The 18335-nt window shown below is 40.8% G+C and carries 16 protein-coding genes; 9 read left to right on the top strand and 7 right to left on the bottom strand.

Annotated elements, in window-relative coordinates:
• Nucleotides 1-20: 20 nt before the first annotated feature.
• The 8 genes from BMX50_RS21745 (at nt 21) to rfbD (ending at nt 9431) form a co-directional block, all read left to right on the top strand.
• The gene (locus BMX50_RS21745) at nt 21-1871 is read left to right on the top strand and encodes a sialidase family protein (RefSeq protein ID WP_091213639.1); all 1851 of its coding nucleotides are present in this window, start codon (nt 21-23) and stop codon (nt 1869-1871) included.
• Nucleotides 1872-2175: 304 nt separating this feature from the next.
• Nucleotides 2176-3291 (top strand): GDP-mannose 4,6-dehydratase, encoded by a 1116-nt coding sequence (gmd, locus tag BMX50_RS21750; protein ID WP_091213644.1) that lies wholly within the window; start codon nt 2176-2178, stop codon nt 3289-3291.
• A 5-nt stretch (nt 3292-3296) separates the two neighbouring features.
• On the top strand, nt 3297-4232 hold the full coding sequence (gene fcl / locus BMX50_RS21755; RefSeq protein ID WP_091213648.1) for a GDP-L-fucose synthase: 936 nt from the start codon (nt 3297-3299) through the stop codon (nt 4230-4232).
• Nucleotides 4233-4287: 55 nt separating this feature from the next.
• A complete protein-coding gene (locus tag BMX50_RS21760) occupies nt 4288-5685 on the top strand; it encodes a UDP-glucose 6-dehydrogenase (protein WP_091213651.1) in 1398 nt (465 codons plus the stop codon).
• 39 nt (nt 5686-5724) lie between these two features.
• The gene (locus BMX50_RS21765; protein ID WP_091213655.1) at nt 5725-6708 is read left to right on the top strand and encodes a UDP-glucuronic acid decarboxylase family protein; all 984 of its coding nucleotides are present in this window, start codon (nt 5725-5727) and stop codon (nt 6706-6708) included.
• Nucleotides 6709-6757: 49 nt separating this feature from the next.
• Nucleotides 6758-7684: an SMP-30/gluconolactonase/LRE family protein gene (locus BMX50_RS21770; RefSeq protein ID WP_091213658.1), complete on the top strand. Its 927-nt coding sequence runs from the start codon at nt 6758-6760 to the stop codon at nt 7682-7684.
• A 295-nt stretch (nt 7685-7979) separates the two neighbouring features.
• On the top strand, nt 7980-8534 hold the full coding sequence (rfbC, locus tag BMX50_RS21775; RefSeq protein ID WP_091213662.1) for a dTDP-4-dehydrorhamnose 3,5-epimerase: 555 nt from the start codon (nt 7980-7982) through the stop codon (nt 8532-8534).
• Nucleotides 8535-8567: 33 nt separating this feature from the next.
• The gene (gene rfbD, locus BMX50_RS21780; protein ID WP_091213825.1) at nt 8568-9431 is read left to right on the top strand and encodes a dTDP-4-dehydrorhamnose reductase; all 864 of its coding nucleotides are present in this window, start codon (nt 8568-8570) and stop codon (nt 9429-9431) included.
• A gap of 116 nt (nt 9432-9547) precedes the next feature.
• On the opposite strand, the gene BMX50_RS21785 is transcribed toward rfbD, so the two are convergent.
• The 4 genes from BMX50_RS21785 to cysD form a co-directional block, all read right to left on the bottom strand.
• Nucleotides 9548-10453: a hypothetical protein gene (locus BMX50_RS21785; RefSeq protein ID WP_091213665.1), complete on the bottom strand. Its 906-nt coding sequence runs from the start codon at nt 10451-10453 to the stop codon at nt 9548-9550.
• A gap of 28 nt (nt 10454-10481) precedes the next feature.
• The gene (locus BMX50_RS21790) at nt 10482-11393 is read right to left on the bottom strand and encodes a hypothetical protein (protein ID WP_091213669.1); all 912 of its coding nucleotides are present in this window, start codon (nt 11391-11393) and stop codon (nt 10482-10484) included.
• Between the two features lie 288 nt (nt 11394-11681).
• Nucleotides 11682-12923: a sulfate adenylyltransferase subunit CysN gene (gene cysN, locus BMX50_RS21795; protein ID WP_091213672.1), complete on the bottom strand. Its 1242-nt coding sequence runs from the start codon at nt 12921-12923 to the stop codon at nt 11682-11684.
• Between the two features lie 56 nt (nt 12924-12979).
• The gene (gene cysD / locus BMX50_RS21800; RefSeq protein ID WP_091213675.1) at nt 12980-13885 is read right to left on the bottom strand and encodes a sulfate adenylyltransferase subunit CysD; all 906 of its coding nucleotides are present in this window, start codon (nt 13883-13885) and stop codon (nt 12980-12982) included.
• Between the two features lie 277 nt (nt 13886-14162).
• Here cysD and rfbA point away from each other — a divergent pair, with 277 nt between their 5' ends.
• Nucleotides 14163-15026: a glucose-1-phosphate thymidylyltransferase RfbA gene (gene rfbA / locus BMX50_RS21805; RefSeq protein ID WP_091213678.1), complete on the top strand. Its 864-nt coding sequence runs from the start codon at nt 14163-14165 to the stop codon at nt 15024-15026.
• A 2-nt stretch (nt 15027-15028) separates the two neighbouring features.
• On the opposite strand, the gene miaA is transcribed toward rfbA, so the two are convergent.
• The 3 genes from miaA to BMX50_RS21820 all read right to left on the bottom strand — a co-directional run bounded on the left by miaA (nt 15029) and on the right by BMX50_RS21820 (nt 18193).
• Nucleotides 15029-15949: a tRNA (adenosine(37)-N6)-dimethylallyltransferase MiaA gene (miaA, locus tag BMX50_RS21810; RefSeq protein WP_091213682.1), complete on the bottom strand. Its 921-nt coding sequence runs from the start codon at nt 15947-15949 to the stop codon at nt 15029-15031.
• Between the two features lie 130 nt (nt 15950-16079).
• The gene (locus BMX50_RS21815; RefSeq protein WP_091213685.1) at nt 16080-16739 is read right to left on the bottom strand and encodes an IS1096 element passenger TnpR family protein; all 660 of its coding nucleotides are present in this window, start codon (nt 16737-16739) and stop codon (nt 16080-16082) included.
• A gap of 41 nt (nt 16740-16780) precedes the next feature.
• Nucleotides 16781-18193: a CCA tRNA nucleotidyltransferase gene (locus BMX50_RS21820; RefSeq protein WP_091213689.1), complete on the bottom strand. Its 1413-nt coding sequence runs from the start codon at nt 18191-18193 to the stop codon at nt 16781-16783.
• Nucleotides 18194-18335 lie beyond the last annotated feature (142 nt).

The raw sequence follows: 18335 nt of genomic DNA on the forward strand, positions 1-18335 counted from the left end.
ATTTAAACTATTATAAAAAAATGTCCCCTAAACCCAAAGTTTTCCAATATGGAAAGCATTTCCTTGAATTCTTCACAATAATTTTTTTTTGCTCCGTATTTTCAACTTCATGTAAAAAAAGCACTGTTCAAAATGAGCAGCCTGCAACCGACACAATAGGTATTCCTGGCGGTGGTGCGGTTCCTGCTACTCCTGTCGATACGGTTGATTATCGGCTCCGTTCACGCGGCTCTGTAATATTGCAGGCTGGATACATTGATCAACCTTATGTTTTAAAGCTGAGTAATGGATCTTACATCTGTTTTTACACTAAATCTCCCACAAATGAAGGCTCCTCTGGCGAAACAATAGGTATTAGCCTAAGTAACGACAAAGGTAGATCGTGGCAGGAAAGTACCGATTTAGAGCCGGCAACCGGAAATTCGGCGTTTTATGCTATTCCTTTTTTAAATGCCAACGGAAGGATATACGTTATTTACGGGTACAACATTGACAATACCAACGATGGTATCAGGTTTGATATGGTTGGAAAAATGTGTTACCGGTACTCGGATGATAACGGCGCAACCTGGTCAAATCGTTTTATAATTGATATGCCTGTAAGCGCCATCGATTTGGTAAATCAATATCACGATCATGGTGCTCACCAGGTTTTTTGGACCATTTGCAAACCTATTTTATCGAGCGATGGTCAGGTGTATTTCGGTTTTACCAGAAATGGTAACTATGATACCCACGAAGGGGCGATTGTTAACTCGCCAAATCTTAATACCGAAACGGACAACACTAAAATAATCTGGAATTTTTATCCTAAGGGTAATATCGGGATAAGGTCGCCAACGATGGGTAATGTACAGGAAGAGCATAATTTGGTTGAATTAAGCAACGGGAAATTTGCTTGTATTTTCAGAACGCAGCTGGGATATCCGGCTATAACTTACTCAAGCGATAGTTGTAAAACATGGTCGTTACCGAGGCCGATGACTTATGAAAATGGTGATACGATCAGAAATCCCAGAGCTTGTCCTCGTGTGTTTAAATGCTCAAACGGAAAATACATTTTTTGGTTCCACAACAACAGTTACGTTTGGGGATACCGTAATCCGGTTTGGGTTTCGGGCGGGGTAGAAAAAGATGGAGAGATAGCATGGTCGCAGCCCGAAGTATTATTGTATGATCCAACCTTATTGCCATCTCTTTTGTTAAGTTATCCGGATCTTATAGAAGACAACGGCGGTTATTTTGTTACAGAAACGCAAAAAAAGGAAGCACGCTTTCATAAGGTTAACCCAGCCTTGTTTGAGATGCTATGGGATCAGGGCACTAAATCGCAATTAATTGAAAGTTATCTTGTTGCTGATTTTAAAAAGGCTACTGGCCCATCGGTAGGAACGCCAATTAAAGTAACTTCCCAATCACGATGGAATGGAGTTTCTCTTAATATCAGGATGACCGGTTTTAAAGCAAACGATACGCTGGCTGTGTCACAAAGCGCGGATGGGCAAAGCTCTGTTCGTATTGTTGCTCAAAATAATGGTACAGTTGCCATCAATCTTTATACAAACAATAAGCTTATTTTGTCGTACGATTGTGGCAGTAGTAGGATTCATCATGATGATCAAACCGACAATGTGATTTCCTTTATGCTGGACAACCGGAGCCGTGTACTATCATCAATGGTTAACGGTGTTTTATATAATGGCAATAATAACACCAAACAGGGCTGGGTTAGGCTGCCGGCCAATTTTGATTTTAAACCGGTGAGCACATTCACCATAAAATCAGATGCAGTTAAAGAAGCCAGATTGTTTAATAGCGGTATGAGTACGTCGGAAATGTTATCCGAATACCGGTCTTTTCATTTAGAATAGCCGGAAACTATTTCAATTGGCAGTAGAAGCTAACCGGGAAATCAGTTGTTTCCTATTGCCAATTGATTTTTTGTTACATTTAACGGTGTTGGCTTATAATAAAGCCAGCCAAATAAAAGAGCTAATCATATCTCAAAATACAAAATGAAAGGGCGATAATAAAAAATGATGCAATTTGCAGTCGAAATCGGTTCAATATAAGTGGATTAAAGCGTGATAATTATATTTAATGCTGAAAAAATATGGTTGAAAGTGACAATCATTCAATAATTGTTGCTTTTTTTGTAACTACATTAACATAACTATGAAAAAGATCGCCTTAATAACAGGTATAACGGGGCAGGATGGTGCTTACCTTACCGAACTTTTACTGTCAAAAGGCTACGAGGTGCATGGTATTAAAAGAAGGAGCTCGTTATTTAATACCGATAGGATTGATCATTTGTACCAGGACCCCCATGATAACGATGTTCGGTTAACCTTACATTATGGTGATCTGAGCGATTCAACAAATTTGATCCGGATAATTCAGCAGGTTCAACCCGATGAAATTTACAATTTAGGTGCGATGTCGCATGTAAAGGTAAGTTTTGATACTCCTGAATATACAGCGAATGCCGATGGCATAGGTACCCTGCGGTTATTGGAGGCTATCAGGATATTAGGTTTGGAAAAAAAGACCAAGATATATCAGGCTTCTACTTCTGAATTGTACGGTTTAGTGCAGGCTGTTCCACAATCAGAAACGACGCCATTTTATCCACGGTCGCCATATGCGGTGGCGAAAATGTACGCCTACTGGATTACGGTAAATTACCGCGAGGCTTATGGTATTTATGCCTGTAACGGAATTTTATTTAATCACGAAAGTCCGTTGCGCGGCGAAACATTTGTTACCCGCAAAATTACACGCGCCACAGCTAAAATAGCGATGGGGCTTCAGGATAAATTATACCTGGGCAATCTTGATGCGCAACGCGATTGGGGACATGCAAAAGATTATGTTGAGGCCATGTACCTGATATTGCAGCAAGAAAAACCTACCGATTATGTTATTGCCACTGGCATTACAACCCGTGTTAGGGAGTTTGTTAGGATGGCTTTTGCCGAAGTAGGTATCAGAGTAGAGTTTAAAGGCGAGGGCGTAGACGAAAAAGGTTATGTAGCAGCTTGTGAATCGGCTGATTTCCAGATTGAGATCGGTAAGGAGGTGGTTGCAATTGATCCAAAATATTTCCGTCCAACCGAGGTAGATCTTTTAATTGGCGATCCTACCAAATCAAAAACATTGTTAGGCTGGACACCAAAGTATGATTTGAAGATGCTGGTTGAAGATATGATGAATGCCGATGTCGACCATTTCCGTAAAGAGAAATTATTAAAGGCGTCTGGTTACGCTATCAAAAATCAATACGAATAATCCTTATGGAAAAAGACGCCAAAATATATATTGCAGGGCATCGTGGAATGGTTGGTTCGGCTATATATCGTAAGCTTGAAAAAGAAGGTTTCAAAAATATAATAACCCGTACCTCTGACATACTTGATTTAAGGAGCCAGCAAGAAGTTGCAGCTTTTTTTGTACAGGAAAAGCCTGATTATGTTTTTTTGGCTGCAGCAAAGGTTGGTGGCATTGTTGCCAATAACACTTACCGTGCTGAATTTTTATATGATAACCTGCAGATTCAAAGTAACATCATCCATCAATCATACCTTAACGGGGTAAAAAAGCTGATGTTTTTAGGATCAAGCTGTATATACCCTAAAATGGCGCCGCAGCCATTGAAAGAGGATTATTTGCTCACAGGGCCACTTGAATCAACAAATGAGCCGTATGCTATTGCAAAAATAGCAGGCATTAAGATGTGCGATGCTTACCGGGCACAATATGGTTGTAACTATATTTCGGTAATGCCTACCAATTTGTATGGTTATAATGACAATTATCATCCGCAAAACTCGCACGTGCTGCCTGCCCTTATAAAACGTTTTCACGAAGCCAAACAACAAAACTTGCCGGATGTTACCATCTGGGGCACCGGATCTCCAAAAAGGGAGTTTTTGTTTGCAGATGATCTTGCAGAAGCATGCTATTATTTAATGCAGAACTATGATGAAGAAGGATTGGTAAATGTTGGTACCGGAGAGGATATCAGCATTAAAGATCTGGCATTGCTGATAAAGAAAATCGTTGATTACAAAGGCGATATTAATTTCGATACCACTAAGCCGGATGGCACACCAAGAAAACTGATGGATGTTACTAAACTGCATAACAAAGGATGGAAACATACAATAGAACTTGAAGAAGGAATTGCTTTAGCTTATAATGATTTTGTTAGTAAGCATGTTACCGTATAAATGGCTTTAAATTTATTTTTTGATTTTATCACTCATTAAACAACATCTATAATATATGACTCAAATTACAAAGATTTGCTGCATCGGAGCTGGTTACGTTGGAGGTCCAACAATGGCTATGATTGCAAAAAAATGTCCCCACATTAAAGTAACGGTAGTTGACCTTAATGAGCAGCGAATTGCTGCCTGGAATGATGAAGATGTGAATAAAATTCCGGTATATGAGCCGGGTTTAAGCGAAGTAGTTGCTGAAGCCCGCGGGCGTAACCTGTTTTTTTCTACAGAAGTAGAGTCTGCCATTGCAGATGCGCAAATGGTCTTTATATCTGTAAATACACCTACAAAAACATACGGTGCAGGTAAAGGTCAGGCTGCCGATTTAAAATGGATTGAGCTTTGTGCAAGACAGATTGCCAGGGTAGCAAAAGATAACAAAATTATAGTTGAAAAATCAACCTTACCTGTACGAACAGCAAGTGCCATAAGGGACATCCTTACTCATACTGGTAACGGATCTCAGTTTCAAATATTATCAAACCCTGAGTTCCTTGCAGAAGGTACTGCCGTAGAGGATCTTGATGCACCTGATCGTGTTTTAATTGGCGGTGACAGTACACCGGAAGGACAAATTGCGGTGCAAGCCTTAGTAGATGTTTATGCTAACTGGATCCCGAGAGAGCGAATTTTAACCACAAATGTTTGGTCGTCAGAATTGTCAAAGTTAACGGCAAATGCATTTTTGGCACAAAGGGTATCATCAATAAACTCATTAAGTGAGCTCTGCGAAAAAACAGAGGCTGATATTACCGAAGTAGCTAAGGCTATCGGTACTGATAGCCGTATAGGCCCTAAATTTTTAAAGGCTTCAGTTGGTTTTGGTGGTTCTTGTTTTCAAAAGGATATCCTTAACCTGGTTTATATAGCCAGAAGCTATGGCCTGCAAGAGGTAGCTGATTATTGGGAACAGGTTATTATCATGAATGACCACCAGAAAAAAAGGTTCGCTAATCAAATGATCCGCGATCTTTACAACACGGTTAATGGCAAAAAAATCAGCTTCTTGGGTTGGGCTTTTAAAAAGGACACAAATGATACAAGAGAATCGGCGGCAATTTATGTAGCTGATCATTTACTTTATGAACAGGCGTATATTTCTGTTTATGATCCTAAAGTTTTAGAAGACCAGGTTTATGCCGATCTTGATTATTTGGGCTCGCGGACGCAGGAAGAAAATAGAAATGGAGTTAAGGTTGTAAGCGATCCATATGAAGCTTGCAAAGGTGCTCACGCTATTGCTGTTTTAACAGAGTGGGACGAGTTTAAAAATTACGACTGGCAAAGAATTTATGATTCAATGCTAAAACCTGCTAAAATTTTTGACGGAAGAAACTTACTCGATACGAATAAACTGTCTGATATAGGCTTCATAGTACAGGCTATAGGCAAAAAATAATAGAGACTACTACGTTAATTTTTACAATTTTAAGAGATAATGACAGCACGTAAAAGAGTGTTAATAACCGGAGCAGCCGGTTTTTTGGGATCGCATCTTTGCGATAGGTTTATTAAAGAGGGCTATCATGTTATAGGTATGGATAACCTTATAACAGGCGATTTGCGTAACATTGAACACTTATTTAAGCTTGAAAATTTTGAATTCTATAATCATGATGTTTCAAAATTTGTGTACGTGCCTGGCGAATTGCACTATATCCTGCACTTTGCATCGCCTGCAAGCCCGATAGATTATCTGAAAATCCCAATCCAGACGCTGAAAGTTGGCTCACTTGGTACCCATAACCTGCTTGGTTTGGCCCGTGCTAAAAAGGCAAGGATGTTAATCGCTTCCACATCTGAAGTTTATGGCGACCCTAACATTAACCCTCAGCCCGAAGAATATTGGGGTAACGTGAACCCGGTAGGGCCAAGAGGTGTTTATGACGAAGCCAAACGCTTTCAGGAAGCTATTACAATGGCTTATCACACTTTCCATGGCGTGGAAACACGTATAGTGCGTATTTTCAACACCTACGGCCCCCGCATGCGCCTTAATGACGGCCGCGTATTACCTGCATTCATCGGTCAGGCGTTGAGGGGTGAGCCATTGACCATGTTTGGTGATGGATCTCAAACACGCTCATTTTGCTATGTAGATGATTTGATTGAAGGTATTTACCGCTTGCTGCAAAGCGATTATGTACAGCCGGTTAACATCGGTAATCCCGATGAGATCACCATCCGTCAATTTGGAGAAGAGATCATAAAACTTACAGGTACCGATCAGCAAATGATCAGCTTGCCATTGCCAACAGATGATCCTAAGCAGCGTCGCCCTGATATTACCAAAGCTAAGGCCATATTAGGTTGGGAGCCAAAAGTATCAAGGAGTGAAGGTTTGAGAATTACCTACGAGTATTTCAAATCGCTGCCCGAACAGGAAATAAACCATAAGGATTTCGCATACTACAATAAATAAGATTATGGCTACCCTACAAAAATAGCGGTAGCCATAACTATGAAAAATAATGAGTACTGATTACACCACATTAACGGCCGGGCTGGTTTATGAAGCTAAGGCAAAATTAGGCGAAGGCGCAATTTGGAATATTGAAAAACAGTGTCTTTACTGGGTAGATATTGAAGGGCAAACTTTCAATGTTTTTGATCCTGCTAAAGCTGTTAACAGGGCATATCCTACGCCTAAAAGGATCGGTACGGTGGTCCCTGTAAATGCAAAGCTTGTATTGGTTGCATTGGAAGACGGTATAGCAGCTCTTGATCTCGACAGTGGCGCAATTCGTTATCAGCTCAATACCGATATTCATCTAAGTCACAATAAACGGTTTAACGATGGGAAATGCGACCCGGCAGGTAATTTTTGGGTTGGAACTTTATCCATGGATGGTGTAGGGGAGGTTAGCTCATTATATTGCATCAAAGGAGATTTTAGTTTAGAGGAAAAAGTAACAGGAGTTTCCATCTCAAATGGCATTGCATGGAGCCTGGATGGTAATTATATGTATTATATCGATACACCTACCGGTGAAGTAGTGCAATACAATTTTGATGCGGCCAACAGCAATTTATCCCAAAGAAAAGTTATTGTTAAGATTCCGGAATCAATGGGCTATCCTGATGGTATGACTATCGATAATGAAGGTATGCTTTGGGTTGCTTTATGGGACGGATTTGGTGTTGCCAGGTTTGATCCTGCAACCGGCAGCTTGCTTCAGAAAATAGATGTTCCGGCTCCGAAGGTAACTTCATGCGCATTTGGGTCCGAAGGCTTAGACACTCTTTTTATAACTACTGCATCAGTTGAGATGACAGAAGAGGAATTAAGGCAGTACCCCTTAAGTGGAAGTGTTTTTGCTGTAAAAGTTGATGCTAAAGGTATAAAAGCCCATCACTTTAAACATGATGTTGAGTTACTCAATAACGGTGTGTCCTAAACAATAAGTATTATAAAATGCATTGCCCTGGTATTGGCCGTTGAAACCGATTTTGCTTCTGTTGATTTAGATACTGTTGAATAAAGTACCATTAGCAATAGTTAAATTTAATAATGTGAAACATTCATCTGTTACTGCTCGTTAAATCTTCTAAGCATTGGTTTGCAATAGCTTTTAGGAGTTTGTTATTGAACATATTTTTTTGGGAAATACCTGAAACCAAATTTTTATTTCCCCAATCTTAGTTGCCGGGAGATCATCAGTAAGCCTTGTGAAATTAATAATGATACTATAAATGACAATAATAAAAACCCCGATTGAGGGATGTTTACTAATAAAACCGCGTATTTTCAATGATGATCGCGGTTATTTTTTTGAGGCATTTAACCGGCAAAAATTTGCCGATGCCACCGGTTTTGATATCGACTTTATACAGGATAATCAATCTTATTCAACCAAAGGTGTGCTCCGTGGTTTGCATCTGCAAAAAGGTGAGCATGCGCAAGCCAAACTTGTAAGGGTAACCAAAGGTGCCGTTTTGGATGTTGCGGTAGATTTGAGGAAAGGTTCCGCAACGTATGGCCAGCATTATAGCGTTGTATTATCTGAAGAAAATAACGATCAGTTTTTCATTCCCCGCGGTTTTGCCCATGGTTTTATTGTATTGAGCGATGAAGCTGTGTTTCAATATAAATGCGATAATTATTACAATAAAGAATCTGAAGGCGGGCTGCATTACGCTGATCCCGATCTGAATATTGATTGGAACATGAGCATTGCTGATGTGCTGGTATCGGATAAGGACCTTGAATTACCTTTTTTAAAGGACGCCTCCGACTTTGGATTTTAATTGAACAACGTTTTAAAAAATAACACCACGAAAATGCAAAATGTTATCGTATTTGGAGCATCAGGGCAATTGGGCAACTGTTTAAAAAAAGTGGCCGGAGAAAGAGGAATAGATTATGTCCATTTTCTGCCAGAAGATGAAGCCAATATTCTTCGTGAAGATTTGCTGGATATAGTTTTTGAAAAATATAAGCCGACTTTTGCCATTAATTGCGCCGCTTATACCGCTGTTGATAAAGCAGAAGATGACGTTGATCTGGCCCGGGCCATTAACAAAACCGGCGCTGTTAATCTTGCCAAGCAATGCAAAACCTACAGCACCACGCTCGTACAAATTTCAACCGATTTTATTTTTAAGGGTGATGCAGCGTTGCCACGTACAGAAGAAGACCCTGCCGAACCTATCAGTATATATGGCCTTACCAAGCTGGAAGGCGAACAGGCCATAGCAGAAATTATTGATGAATACTATACCATCCGTACAAGCTGGTTATATTCAGAATATGGTAACAACTTTGTAAAAAACATGTTGAAGCTTGGCGTCGAGCGCGATGAGCTTAAGATCATTGCAGATCAGGTAGGAACTCCGACTTATGCTATCGATCTGGCGGGCGCAATCCTTGATATCATCGCATCCGGGAAAAACGCATATGGTATTTACCATTACAGCAATGAGGGTGTAACCTCATGGTATGATTTTGCCAAAGGTATCTTTGATATTTCAGGTACCGATGTTAAAGTGTTCCCGATACGTACATCCGAATTTCCGACGAGAGCGCAACGACCTGCATATTCGGTAATGGATAAAGCCAAGATTAAAGCTACGTTCGGTATTGAAATACCTTATTGGAGGGATAGTTTGGAGCAATGTTTAGCAGTACTTGCATCCCCTAAATAAAAAACTTTTTCGCTTTTTTAAATGAAAAGGGCCGTATCACTTATCTATGATACGGCCCTTTTTTCTATCCGCCCCTCTCAGTTACGTGGCAAATGACGTTTGTGCCGGCTTAATTATTAAAAAGGTTTGAGTATAGGTACACTATTCCAGGAAGTATCAACCTGAACCGGAAAGTTACTACCGGTATTGTTAGACGTAGCACCTCCAAATAAGGTGCCTGTAAAGATGGCTTTCTGATTTACTGCGAGTTTAACATTGTTTATCACTTTAGTTGCGAGAGGCCTATTGCTTGCGTCGTAAGCAATAATAGTTAAATTAAAGGGGGCAATAGTGTTTAAAACTATTTGGTCTATTGTGAAGTTCGGCTTCTCTTTAAGATTATCTGCAATTGTGTATTTATTTACCCACGAAGCATTATCAATGACATTTTGGTCAACTAGGTTAACTTTAGGGAGATAATAATGATATTCCTTGGATAAAGCCAACGTAATGTAGCTTGCGTTTTTAGGTATTGAATCCTGAATTATTACCTCTAAAGCGGCATTAACCCGTTGTAAATTCAAACTTACCGTCAGATCCGAATTGGTAACAGTAAAACTTTGATTAGCACAAAATGAATCCTTCCATTGGCCATCATAAGTAGCGTCTAAAACGCTGATAACATAAAAGCGTAACCCCTTTTTTCCTCCCATTGCAAAGGCTTTATAGGTACCCGGAAATAATTGCTGAGAAGGTATATTTATGGTTGTTAGATTTTTGGTACTGAAAGTGTATACTTTGTCGTTAAAGTTAATGTACAAGGTATCAATATAATTTCTAAAATCAACAGGGTTTACGGTTGAGTTTACTTTTAGCTTGTTGCTATTGCCAATACTTTGCGAAAAGCCGGATGGGTCAATAGTTAGCGTAACTGTATGCGCTTTATTATCAGGTGAACCTGGGTCGCTTTTTGAATGCTCTTTTTTGCAGGAGAATGCAGCAACCGTAATAAGCAATATGATAATATTAATTTTCTTTCTCATTATCTGATAAATTAATGTTGCCTTACAATTAAAATTTAGTTGTGGTTGTCAGGCCCCAGTCTGGGGTAAGTGTTATTTGGAACACATTATTATACTCTGGATCGGCATTTTTGAAAACTTTGCCACTTAAAATAGTAAGCTTATTGCTTTGGCACACAACGTTGCTAATGGCGATAAGAGGGCGCTGTTTGGTTGCCGATGTTGTTGTTATAGTTACTGAAAAGGGAGAATAGATGTTGTTACAAAAGGCATCCATACTTAAGTTTTTGCCTACATCACTTGCTTTGAAAGCTTTGACCATTGAATCTGAAAGTGTGGAATTAACATCAATCAAACCCTTATCAAGAAGAAAACTGGTATATGAAATATAACTAACGCGAATTTCTGTTACGTCGGGAGGAATTGTATCTTGTGAAACCAGTCGCAACTTCCCGTTAATCCGATCAAGCAAGACCTGTTGATTAATCGCAGAGTTGCTGACAGTAATTGCCACTTTTTTATAAAAAAGATCGATTTGCTGATTTAGGCCAGTAATTTTAGCTCCTCCGATATCAGAGAGGTTAGTAAAACTATTTATATCAAAGCGTGTGTTAGTAGCCGCGAATACTACAGTATATGTTCCCGGGAGGTATTCATCATTTATAACACCAAAATTTTTCGAGCTTGTATCCTGAAATAGGGAATGAACAAGTTTACCCGAATTATCATAGACCAAATATGCCAGTCGGCCTATGGGGGTTGCACTTGAAGCGGTGTTGGCATTTGTTTGTAGTTTGCTTTTCAGAGCATTGGTTTGCACGTTGGAGCTATCTACAGTAAAGGTCACACTGTATTTTTTACCAGTGGTATTGCTGGTATCCTGCGTTTGTGAATGCTCTTTTTTGCAGGAAAAAACAATCAATACGCTGCCGAGCAACAGGATTAGTGATAGGTTTTTCATTTTTAAATATTTATATAAAAATACCAGTTATTGAGTTATCTTCAAATAAATCAAGTATTTAAATTATAAACAAAAGTAAGGTACTTTTAGCGACCGGGAGTTTTTTTATTTGTAACAAAGTAATTGCAATGATGGTTGTTAAAAATCAAATCTCTTCGGTTTTTTGTGCTTACTTAGCTGTAGCAGGAGCCGGGTTGATATAAATAAAAGCCCGATAACAATCTGATCAAGTCAGGTACATTATCGGGCAAAATATTTTAATCAAAAATCTCCTTTCGGATACTGGGGTTACAAGAACGTTCCTGCCGCTACAGTTTCATTAGTTGATTCATCAACCAGGATCAACGAACCGGTAATGCGGTTTTTGCGATATTCATCGAAAACTACAGGTTGGGTAGTACGTAAACGGATCTTCACCATTTCATTCATCTTGATATCGGTATTTTCTTCCTGTTTCTCAAGTGTGTTGATATCCAGTTTATAATAAACTTCTTTAATGATCGACATTACCTCGCGGGTGGTGGTTTTAAGGTGATATTTAGCACCCGGGCGCGGACTACGTGTGGCCATCCAGCAAATCATTGCATCAAGGTCCTGGCTCACTTGTGGCTCACTATCGTCTTTTACAAGCATATCACCGCGGCTCACATCAATATCATCCACTAAAGTAATAGAAACCGACATTGGTGCAAATGCTTCCTCAACCGGGCCCGAATAAGTATCGATAGATTTGATGGTCGACGTTAGCCCTGAAGGCAATACGGTGATCTTATCGCCTGGCCTGAAAATACCACCTGCTATGCGACCGGCATAGCCACGATAGTCATGATACTCATCGGCATGCGGGCGAATAACGGTTTGAACCGGGAAACGTGCGTCTGAGTGGTTTTCATCGCTGGCTATGTGGATCGTCTCCAGCGTATGCAGCAAGCTTTCACCTTTGTACCATGGCATGTTTTCTGAATCGTTTACAACGTTATCACCGGCTAAAGCACTGATAGGTACAAAACGGATATCTTTAACATCAATTTTTGCAGCAAAAGCTTCGTATTGCTCAACTACTTTGTTAAAAGCTTCTTCGCTGTAATCAACCAGGTCCATTTTGTTTACACAAACAATAATGTGAGGTATTTTTAACAACGATGCAATGAATGAGTGGCGGCAGGTTTGCTCAACTACGCCTTTACGGGCATCAATAAGTACCAGCGCAAGGTTAGCGGTGGAAGCGCCGGTTACCATATTACGGGTATATTGGATATGCCCGGGGGTATCGGCAATAATAAATTTGCGTTTGGGGGTTGCAAAGTAACGGTAAGCTACGTCGATAGTAATACCCTGCTCGCGTTCTGAACGTAAACCATCGGTTAGTAATGAAAGATCAACATGCTGAAGCCCTTTGCGTTCGCTCGATTGTTTTACAGCTTCCATCTGATCTTCAAAGATGGATTTTGAATCGTACAGTAAGCGCCCTATAAGAGTGCTTTTCCCATCGTCAACACTACCTGCTGTAGTAAAACGTAATAATTCCATTGTGGTGGTATAATTTTGCTCCGGGCTTAACGCCTGAAGACTTATTGAATCAAAATTTAAAAATAGCCTTGTTTTTTCCTGTCTTCCATCGACGTATCTGAGCGTTTGTCATCACTGCGGTTACCACGTTCGGTACTGCGGGTGGCAGATACTTCGGCAACTATCTTCTCCAGGGTATCAGCGTCAGATTCAATACCGCCGGTGATGGTGATATCGCCCAGGGTACGGAAACGCATAAGTTTGTTTTCGATAGTTTCGCCATCGCGAAGCTGCAGAAACTCTGATGCTGGCAACCAGGTATTGTCGCGGTAAACGGCATCACGCTGGTGCGCAAAGTATAACGAAGGTATGGCTATGTTTTCCTGTAAAATATAGTTCCAAATATCCATCTCGGTCCAGTTACTGATCGGGAACACGCGAAAATGTTCGCCCATGCGTTTGCGGCCGTTAAAGATATTCCAAAGCTCGGGGCGCTGGTTTTTGGGGTCCCACTGGCCAAATTCATCACGGTGACTGAAAAAACGCTCTTTAGCGCGTGCCTTTTCCTCGTCGCGGCGTGCGCCACCTATAGCCGCATCTATCTTATGGCTTTCAATGGTATCAAGCAGGGTTACTATTTGCAGCTCATTACGACTTGCATTGATGCCACTTTCCTCAACTGCGCGGCCTTTGTTAATTGATTCCTGAACCGAACCAACAATAAGTTGTACGCCAAGGTTGTCAACCAGTTTATCCCTGAACTCCATTGTTTCGGGAAAATTATGACCAGTATCAATATGAATTAGCGGCATAGGGATCTTAGCCGGCCAGAATGCCTTTTTTGCCAGGTGCGTTACAACAATAGAGTCTTTCCCGCCCGAAAACAGGATGGCAGGACGATCAAACTGTGCAACCACTTCCCTGATAACGTAAATGGCCTCTGATTCTAATTCCTGCAGATGAGTAAGATAATATTTATGCATTTTAACGATAAAAACCCTGCTAACCCCACCTAAATAGTAGAGTTTTGCATTTAAATTGCAATTATACGCAATTATGCCAATTTTAATGCTATCTATTTGGAATTTAACACATGAAGTTTGTTATAGCAATCAGGTATATGTTAAACAAAGCAGTAATGTTTTGCGTAAACCGAAAAGCTGAAAAAAATATTTATTTTAGCTGAAAGCTATTACCGGATTTAAACAATAATTATAAAATAGCACACAAATAGGCATACCAAAAAAAACATACATATTTATGAAAGGAATTATTTTAGCAGGCGGCTCGGGTACACGTTTATACCCTATTACCAGGGCCATAAGTAAGCAATTGATGCCTATTTATGATAAACCGATGATTTATTATCCGCTGTCGGTTTTAATGCAGGCAGATATAAGAGAAATACTGATCATTACTACTGCCGAAGATAATCCAGGGTTTAAACGCTTATTGGGTGATGGTGCAGAACTTGGTTGCAAATTTGAATATGCTATTCAGGAGAAACCAAACGGACTTGCCCAGGCTTTTGTTATCGGCGAGCAATTTATTGGCAATGATAAAGTAGCATTAATATTGGGCGATAACATATTTTATGGAACAGGGTTTAACGAATTGATCCGCAGCTTCAATGACGTTGATGGTGCTGCCATTTTTGCTTACCACGTGGCTGATCCTGAGCGTTACGGCGTGGTTGAGTTTGACTCGGAGTTCAGGGCATTGTCAATTGAAGAAAAGCCTTTGCAACCGAAATCGAAATTTGCAGTACCCGGCCTCTATTTCTATGATAATTCGGTAATTCAGATAGCTAAAGATCTTGAACCATCGCCCCGTGGAGAGTATGAAATTACCGACGTTAACAAATTTTACCTTGAACAGGGTAATTTACACGTTGGCGTGATGGATAAAGGGACAGCCTGGTTAGATACCGGTACGTTTGATTCTTTGAGCGATGCTACAGAATATGTACGCGTAATAGAAAAACGTCAATCGACAAAAATTGGCTGTATTGAGGAAGTTGCTTATCGCCGCGGGTTTATTAATGACGATCAGCTGCAGCTATTGGTTAATAAATACCTTAAAAGCGGTTACGGCAAATACTTGCAAAGCTTATTACCACAATAAATTTATGCCGGTGTTTCAATTGTTTTGATCATTTGATCGATAACATCGGGGGCACCGGCATCAAACCAAATAAAATCTTTATCTTTTCTGAACCAGGTAAGCTGCCTTTTGGCAAAACGCCTGGTATTTTGTTTTATAAGCAGTAGCGCTTCGTCAAGGCTGTTCTTGCCATCAAAGTAATCGAACAATTCTGAATAGCCAACCGTATTTAAAGCATTCAATTGGCGATGGGGCAGGAGGCCTTTTACTTCTTCAACCAAGCCTTGTTTAGCCATCAGATCCACGCGCAGGTTTATACGTTCATATAATTTTTCGCGGGGCATATCAAGGGCCAGTTTGATAACATTAAACGGCCGCTTATTTATGGTGGCGTTGCGATAGGATGAAAACGGTTTACCCGATGTTTCAAAAACTTCTAACGCCCTGATGATGCGCTGTGGGTTATTAAGATCAACCAGGGTATAGTAATCTGGGTCTACCTGTTTTAGCTTTTCCTGCAAGGGTATGATCCCTTCTTCTTCCAGTTGCCGGTTTAGTTTTTCGCGTATTGAAATATCGGCGACGGGCAAATCATCAAAGCCTTCACAAATAGCCTTAACGTATAAGCCTGATCCTCCGGCCAGGATAACCTTATCATGTACGTTAAAAAGTTCATTTAACAGGGTTAGGCCCTGCTTTTCAAAGTCGCCGACAGAAAAACTTTCAGATATCGAATGCGAATTAATGAAATAGTGTTTAGCTGCTGCTAACTCGCCCTCGTTGGGTTTGGCAGTACCGATACTCATTTCCCTGAAAAACTGCCTTGAATCTGCCGAAACCACTACCGTACTGAAGTGCTGGGCCAACTCGATAGCCGCAGCCGTTTTGCCCACAGCGGTAGGCCCGGCAACTACGATAAGGGTGGGGGGAGTTTGGGAGTTCATAAAGGTATAAAAGCGTCATTGCGAGGTACGAAGCAATCCCCGAGTGGCAGAGCGGCTATAATAGCTCAACTGTCCTAAAGAAATTGCTTCGTACCTCGCAATGACGGAGTAATTGATATTGTAGGGTCAATTAATAATCGTCGCTGCCTCCTCTGCCCGGTCTTTCATCATCATCAAAGCCTTCATCGTCGCTAAATTCGTTGCCGAATTCATCTTCTTCCTCTTCTTCTTCGCCGCCGCTGTGCTTTTCTTCCGGCAGGTCATCTGTATCTGTAACTTCCGAAAAATCTTCAGCATCCTCCGGGTTGAAGGCCATTTCGTTCAGGAAGTCGAAATCTTCGGTAGTTGGTGGTAAAACTGTCGGGTTAAATGCATTGCCGAATTGTTTAGGCGCTTCGCCAACTGATTTTACAACAGCGGGGTAAGTTGTGCCCGGCGTTTCATCCAAAATGATTTTCATCAGTTCAACATGAAAATCAAACGGACGATCGAAATTGAATGTATAGTAAAATTTTTGATGCGGATCATCAATAAAGCTTAATAGTTTTACTTTATTCATTAAGGAAACGCCGCGGTCAATACGCCTTTGGTTAGGCAGGTAAGTTATTTCTTCACCTTTGGTCCACTGATCATTGCTGATATAAAAGGATGAAGAAAATTCCGGATTATAACCGGTTGACTGATGAATTGCGCGGTGAAGATCTTCGAAAGTTTGATTTGATTTTACATCAATTTCTCTCGTAACGTCATCGTAGTCTTCAAAAGTAACCCTGAACCTGTATAGTGCCATTGCTTATCGTAGATTTTGGACAAAAATAATAATGTTTTAATTTAATTTGGGGTAGTCACAACTTTTAAGCCAATTTCCAGGCCTTTGCTTATTGTAAAGCTCAATGCAGCTTCGCGATTGTTAGGGATTTCGCCTTCCAGTATAGCTTCGCGGATTTGATTTTTGATTATGCCTACCTCGCGGCCTTCTTTTATACCAAATATGGTCATGATATCATTACCGGTAACCGGCGGTTGCCAGTTGCGAATGCTATCGCGCTCCTCAACATCTTTTAATTTTTGTTGAACAAGCTCAAAATTGTTACGATATTTTTTAACCTTATATTCATTTTTAGTAGTGATGTCTGCTTTACACAACAACATCAAGGCCTCAATATCCTCTCCTGCATCAAAAAGTAAACGCCGCACTGCCGAATCGGTAACTATTGATTGTGAAAGCACAATAGGCCTTAAATGCAGCTGTACCAGTTTCTGTACCTGCTTCATTTTTTCATTGAGCGGTAGCTTAAGCTGTGCAAATATCTTGGGCACCATGCGTGCGCCGCGATCTTCATGGCCATGAAAGGTCCAACCATGGCCGGGCTCAAAACGTTTGGTGGCCGGTTTGGCAATATCATGTAATATAGCCGCCCAGCGTAGCCAAAGGTCGTCGGTGGTTTCGCAGATGTTATCGAGCACCTGTAGTGTATGGTAAAAGTTATCCTTATGGCCTTTGCCATCCACATAATCAACCCCATACAGGGCAACCATCTGCGGGAAAATCTTATGCAGCAGTCCGGTATCAAACAAGTAATTAAAACCAATGGATGGTACCGGCGAAAGGATGATCTTGTTCAACTCATCGGTAATACGCTCCTGTGATATGATACTGATCCTGTCGGCAGTAGTTTTGATAGCCTCAACGGCAATGTCATCTATACGGAAGTTGAGCTGCGTAGCAAACCTGATGGCACGCATCATACGCAGCGGATCGTCAGAAAAAGTTTCGTTGGGATTAAGTGGCGTACGGATCAGCTTGTTTTCCAGATCGGCGATGCCGTTAAACGGATCAAGCAGTTCGCCAAATGAATCGGGGTGAAGTGAAATGGCCAGCGCATTGATGGTAAAATCGCGGCGTTTCTGGTCGTCTTCCAAAGTGCCGTTCTCCACAATAGGTTTACGCGAATCGCGGCGATATGATTCTTTGCGGGCACCAACAAATTCTACCTCAAGATCGCGGTATTTGAGCGAGGCTGTACCAAAGTTTTTATAAACCGCCAGTTTAACTTTAAGCGTATTTGCAACGGCTTCGGCAAAAGCTATCCCATTGCCAATAATTACAATATCAATATCCTTCGAGGGGCGGTTCAGGAAAATATCGCGCACAAAACCTCCTATAGCATAAGCCTGTACATTTTGTTCGCCCGCCAAACGGGATATAACAGAAAATACGGGATGCCTGAGGTGTTGCTGCATAGTTTGATGCTTAAAAACGCTAATAAGGGTACAAAGGTAAGATTAATTGGTAACTATGCAGCCTGTAGTTACAAACTACAGGCATAATGGCCAGAAGTTGGAAACTTCCGACAGCGGTTCAGTAGCGCCTTTTATATGTTGG

The sequence above is a fragment of the Mucilaginibacter gossypiicola genome (genome assembly GCF_900110105.1).
In the GTDB taxonomy this organism is placed as follows: domain Bacteria; phylum Bacteroidota; class Bacteroidia; order Sphingobacteriales; family Sphingobacteriaceae; genus Mucilaginibacter; species Mucilaginibacter gossypiicola.

Excerpts from the sequence above, each read along its gene's own strand:
- BMX50_RS21815 (WP_091213685.1), bottom strand. The coding sequence starts at position 16,739 with ATGGCACTATACAGGTTCAGGGTTACTTTTGAAGACTACGATGACGTT.
- rfbD (WP_091213825.1), top strand. The coding sequence starts at position 8,568 with ATGCAAAATGTTATCGTATTTGGAGCATCAGGGCAATTGGGCAACTGT.
- rfbA (WP_091213678.1), top strand. The coding sequence starts at position 14,163 with ATGAAAGGAATTATTTTAGCAGGCGGCTCGGGTACACGTTTATACCCT.
- BMX50_RS21785 (WP_091213665.1), bottom strand. The coding sequence starts at position 10,453 with ATGAGAAAGAAAATTAATATTATCATATTGCTTATTACGGTTGCTGCA.
- BMX50_RS21820 (WP_091213689.1), bottom strand. The coding sequence starts at position 18,193 with ATGCAGCAACACCTCAGGCATCCCGTATTTTCTGTTATATCCCGTTTG.
- BMX50_RS21790 (WP_091213669.1), bottom strand. The coding sequence starts at position 11,393 with ATGAAAAACCTATCACTAATCCTGTTGCTCGGCAGCGTATTGATTGTT.
- BMX50_RS21770 (WP_091213658.1), top strand. The coding sequence starts at position 6,758 with ATGAGTACTGATTACACCACATTAACGGCCGGGCTGGTTTATGAAGCT.
- fcl (WP_091213648.1), top strand. The coding sequence starts at position 3,297 with ATGGAAAAAGACGCCAAAATATATATTGCAGGGCATCGTGGAATGGTT.
- cysN (WP_091213672.1), bottom strand. The coding sequence starts at position 12,923 with ATGGAATTATTACGTTTTACTACAGCAGGTAGTGTTGACGATGGGAAA.
- cysD (WP_091213675.1), bottom strand. The coding sequence starts at position 13,885 with ATGCATAAATATTATCTTACTCATCTGCAGGAATTAGAATCAGAGGCC.
- miaA (WP_091213682.1), bottom strand. The coding sequence starts at position 15,949 with ATGAACTCCCAAACTCCCCCCACCCTTATCGTAGTTGCCGGGCCTACC.
- rfbC (WP_091213662.1), top strand. The coding sequence starts at position 7,980 with ATGACAATAATAAAAACCCCGATTGAGGGATGTTTACTAATAAAACCG.
- gmd (WP_091213644.1), top strand. The coding sequence starts at position 2,176 with ATGAAAAAGATCGCCTTAATAACAGGTATAACGGGGCAGGATGGTGCT.
- BMX50_RS21760 (WP_091213651.1), top strand. The coding sequence starts at position 4,288 with ATGACTCAAATTACAAAGATTTGCTGCATCGGAGCTGGTTACGTTGGA.
- BMX50_RS21745 (WP_091213639.1), top strand. The coding sequence starts at position 21 with ATGTCCCCTAAACCCAAAGTTTTCCAATATGGAAAGCATTTCCTTGAA.
- BMX50_RS21765 (WP_091213655.1), top strand. The coding sequence starts at position 5,725 with ATGACAGCACGTAAAAGAGTGTTAATAACCGGAGCAGCCGGTTTTTTG.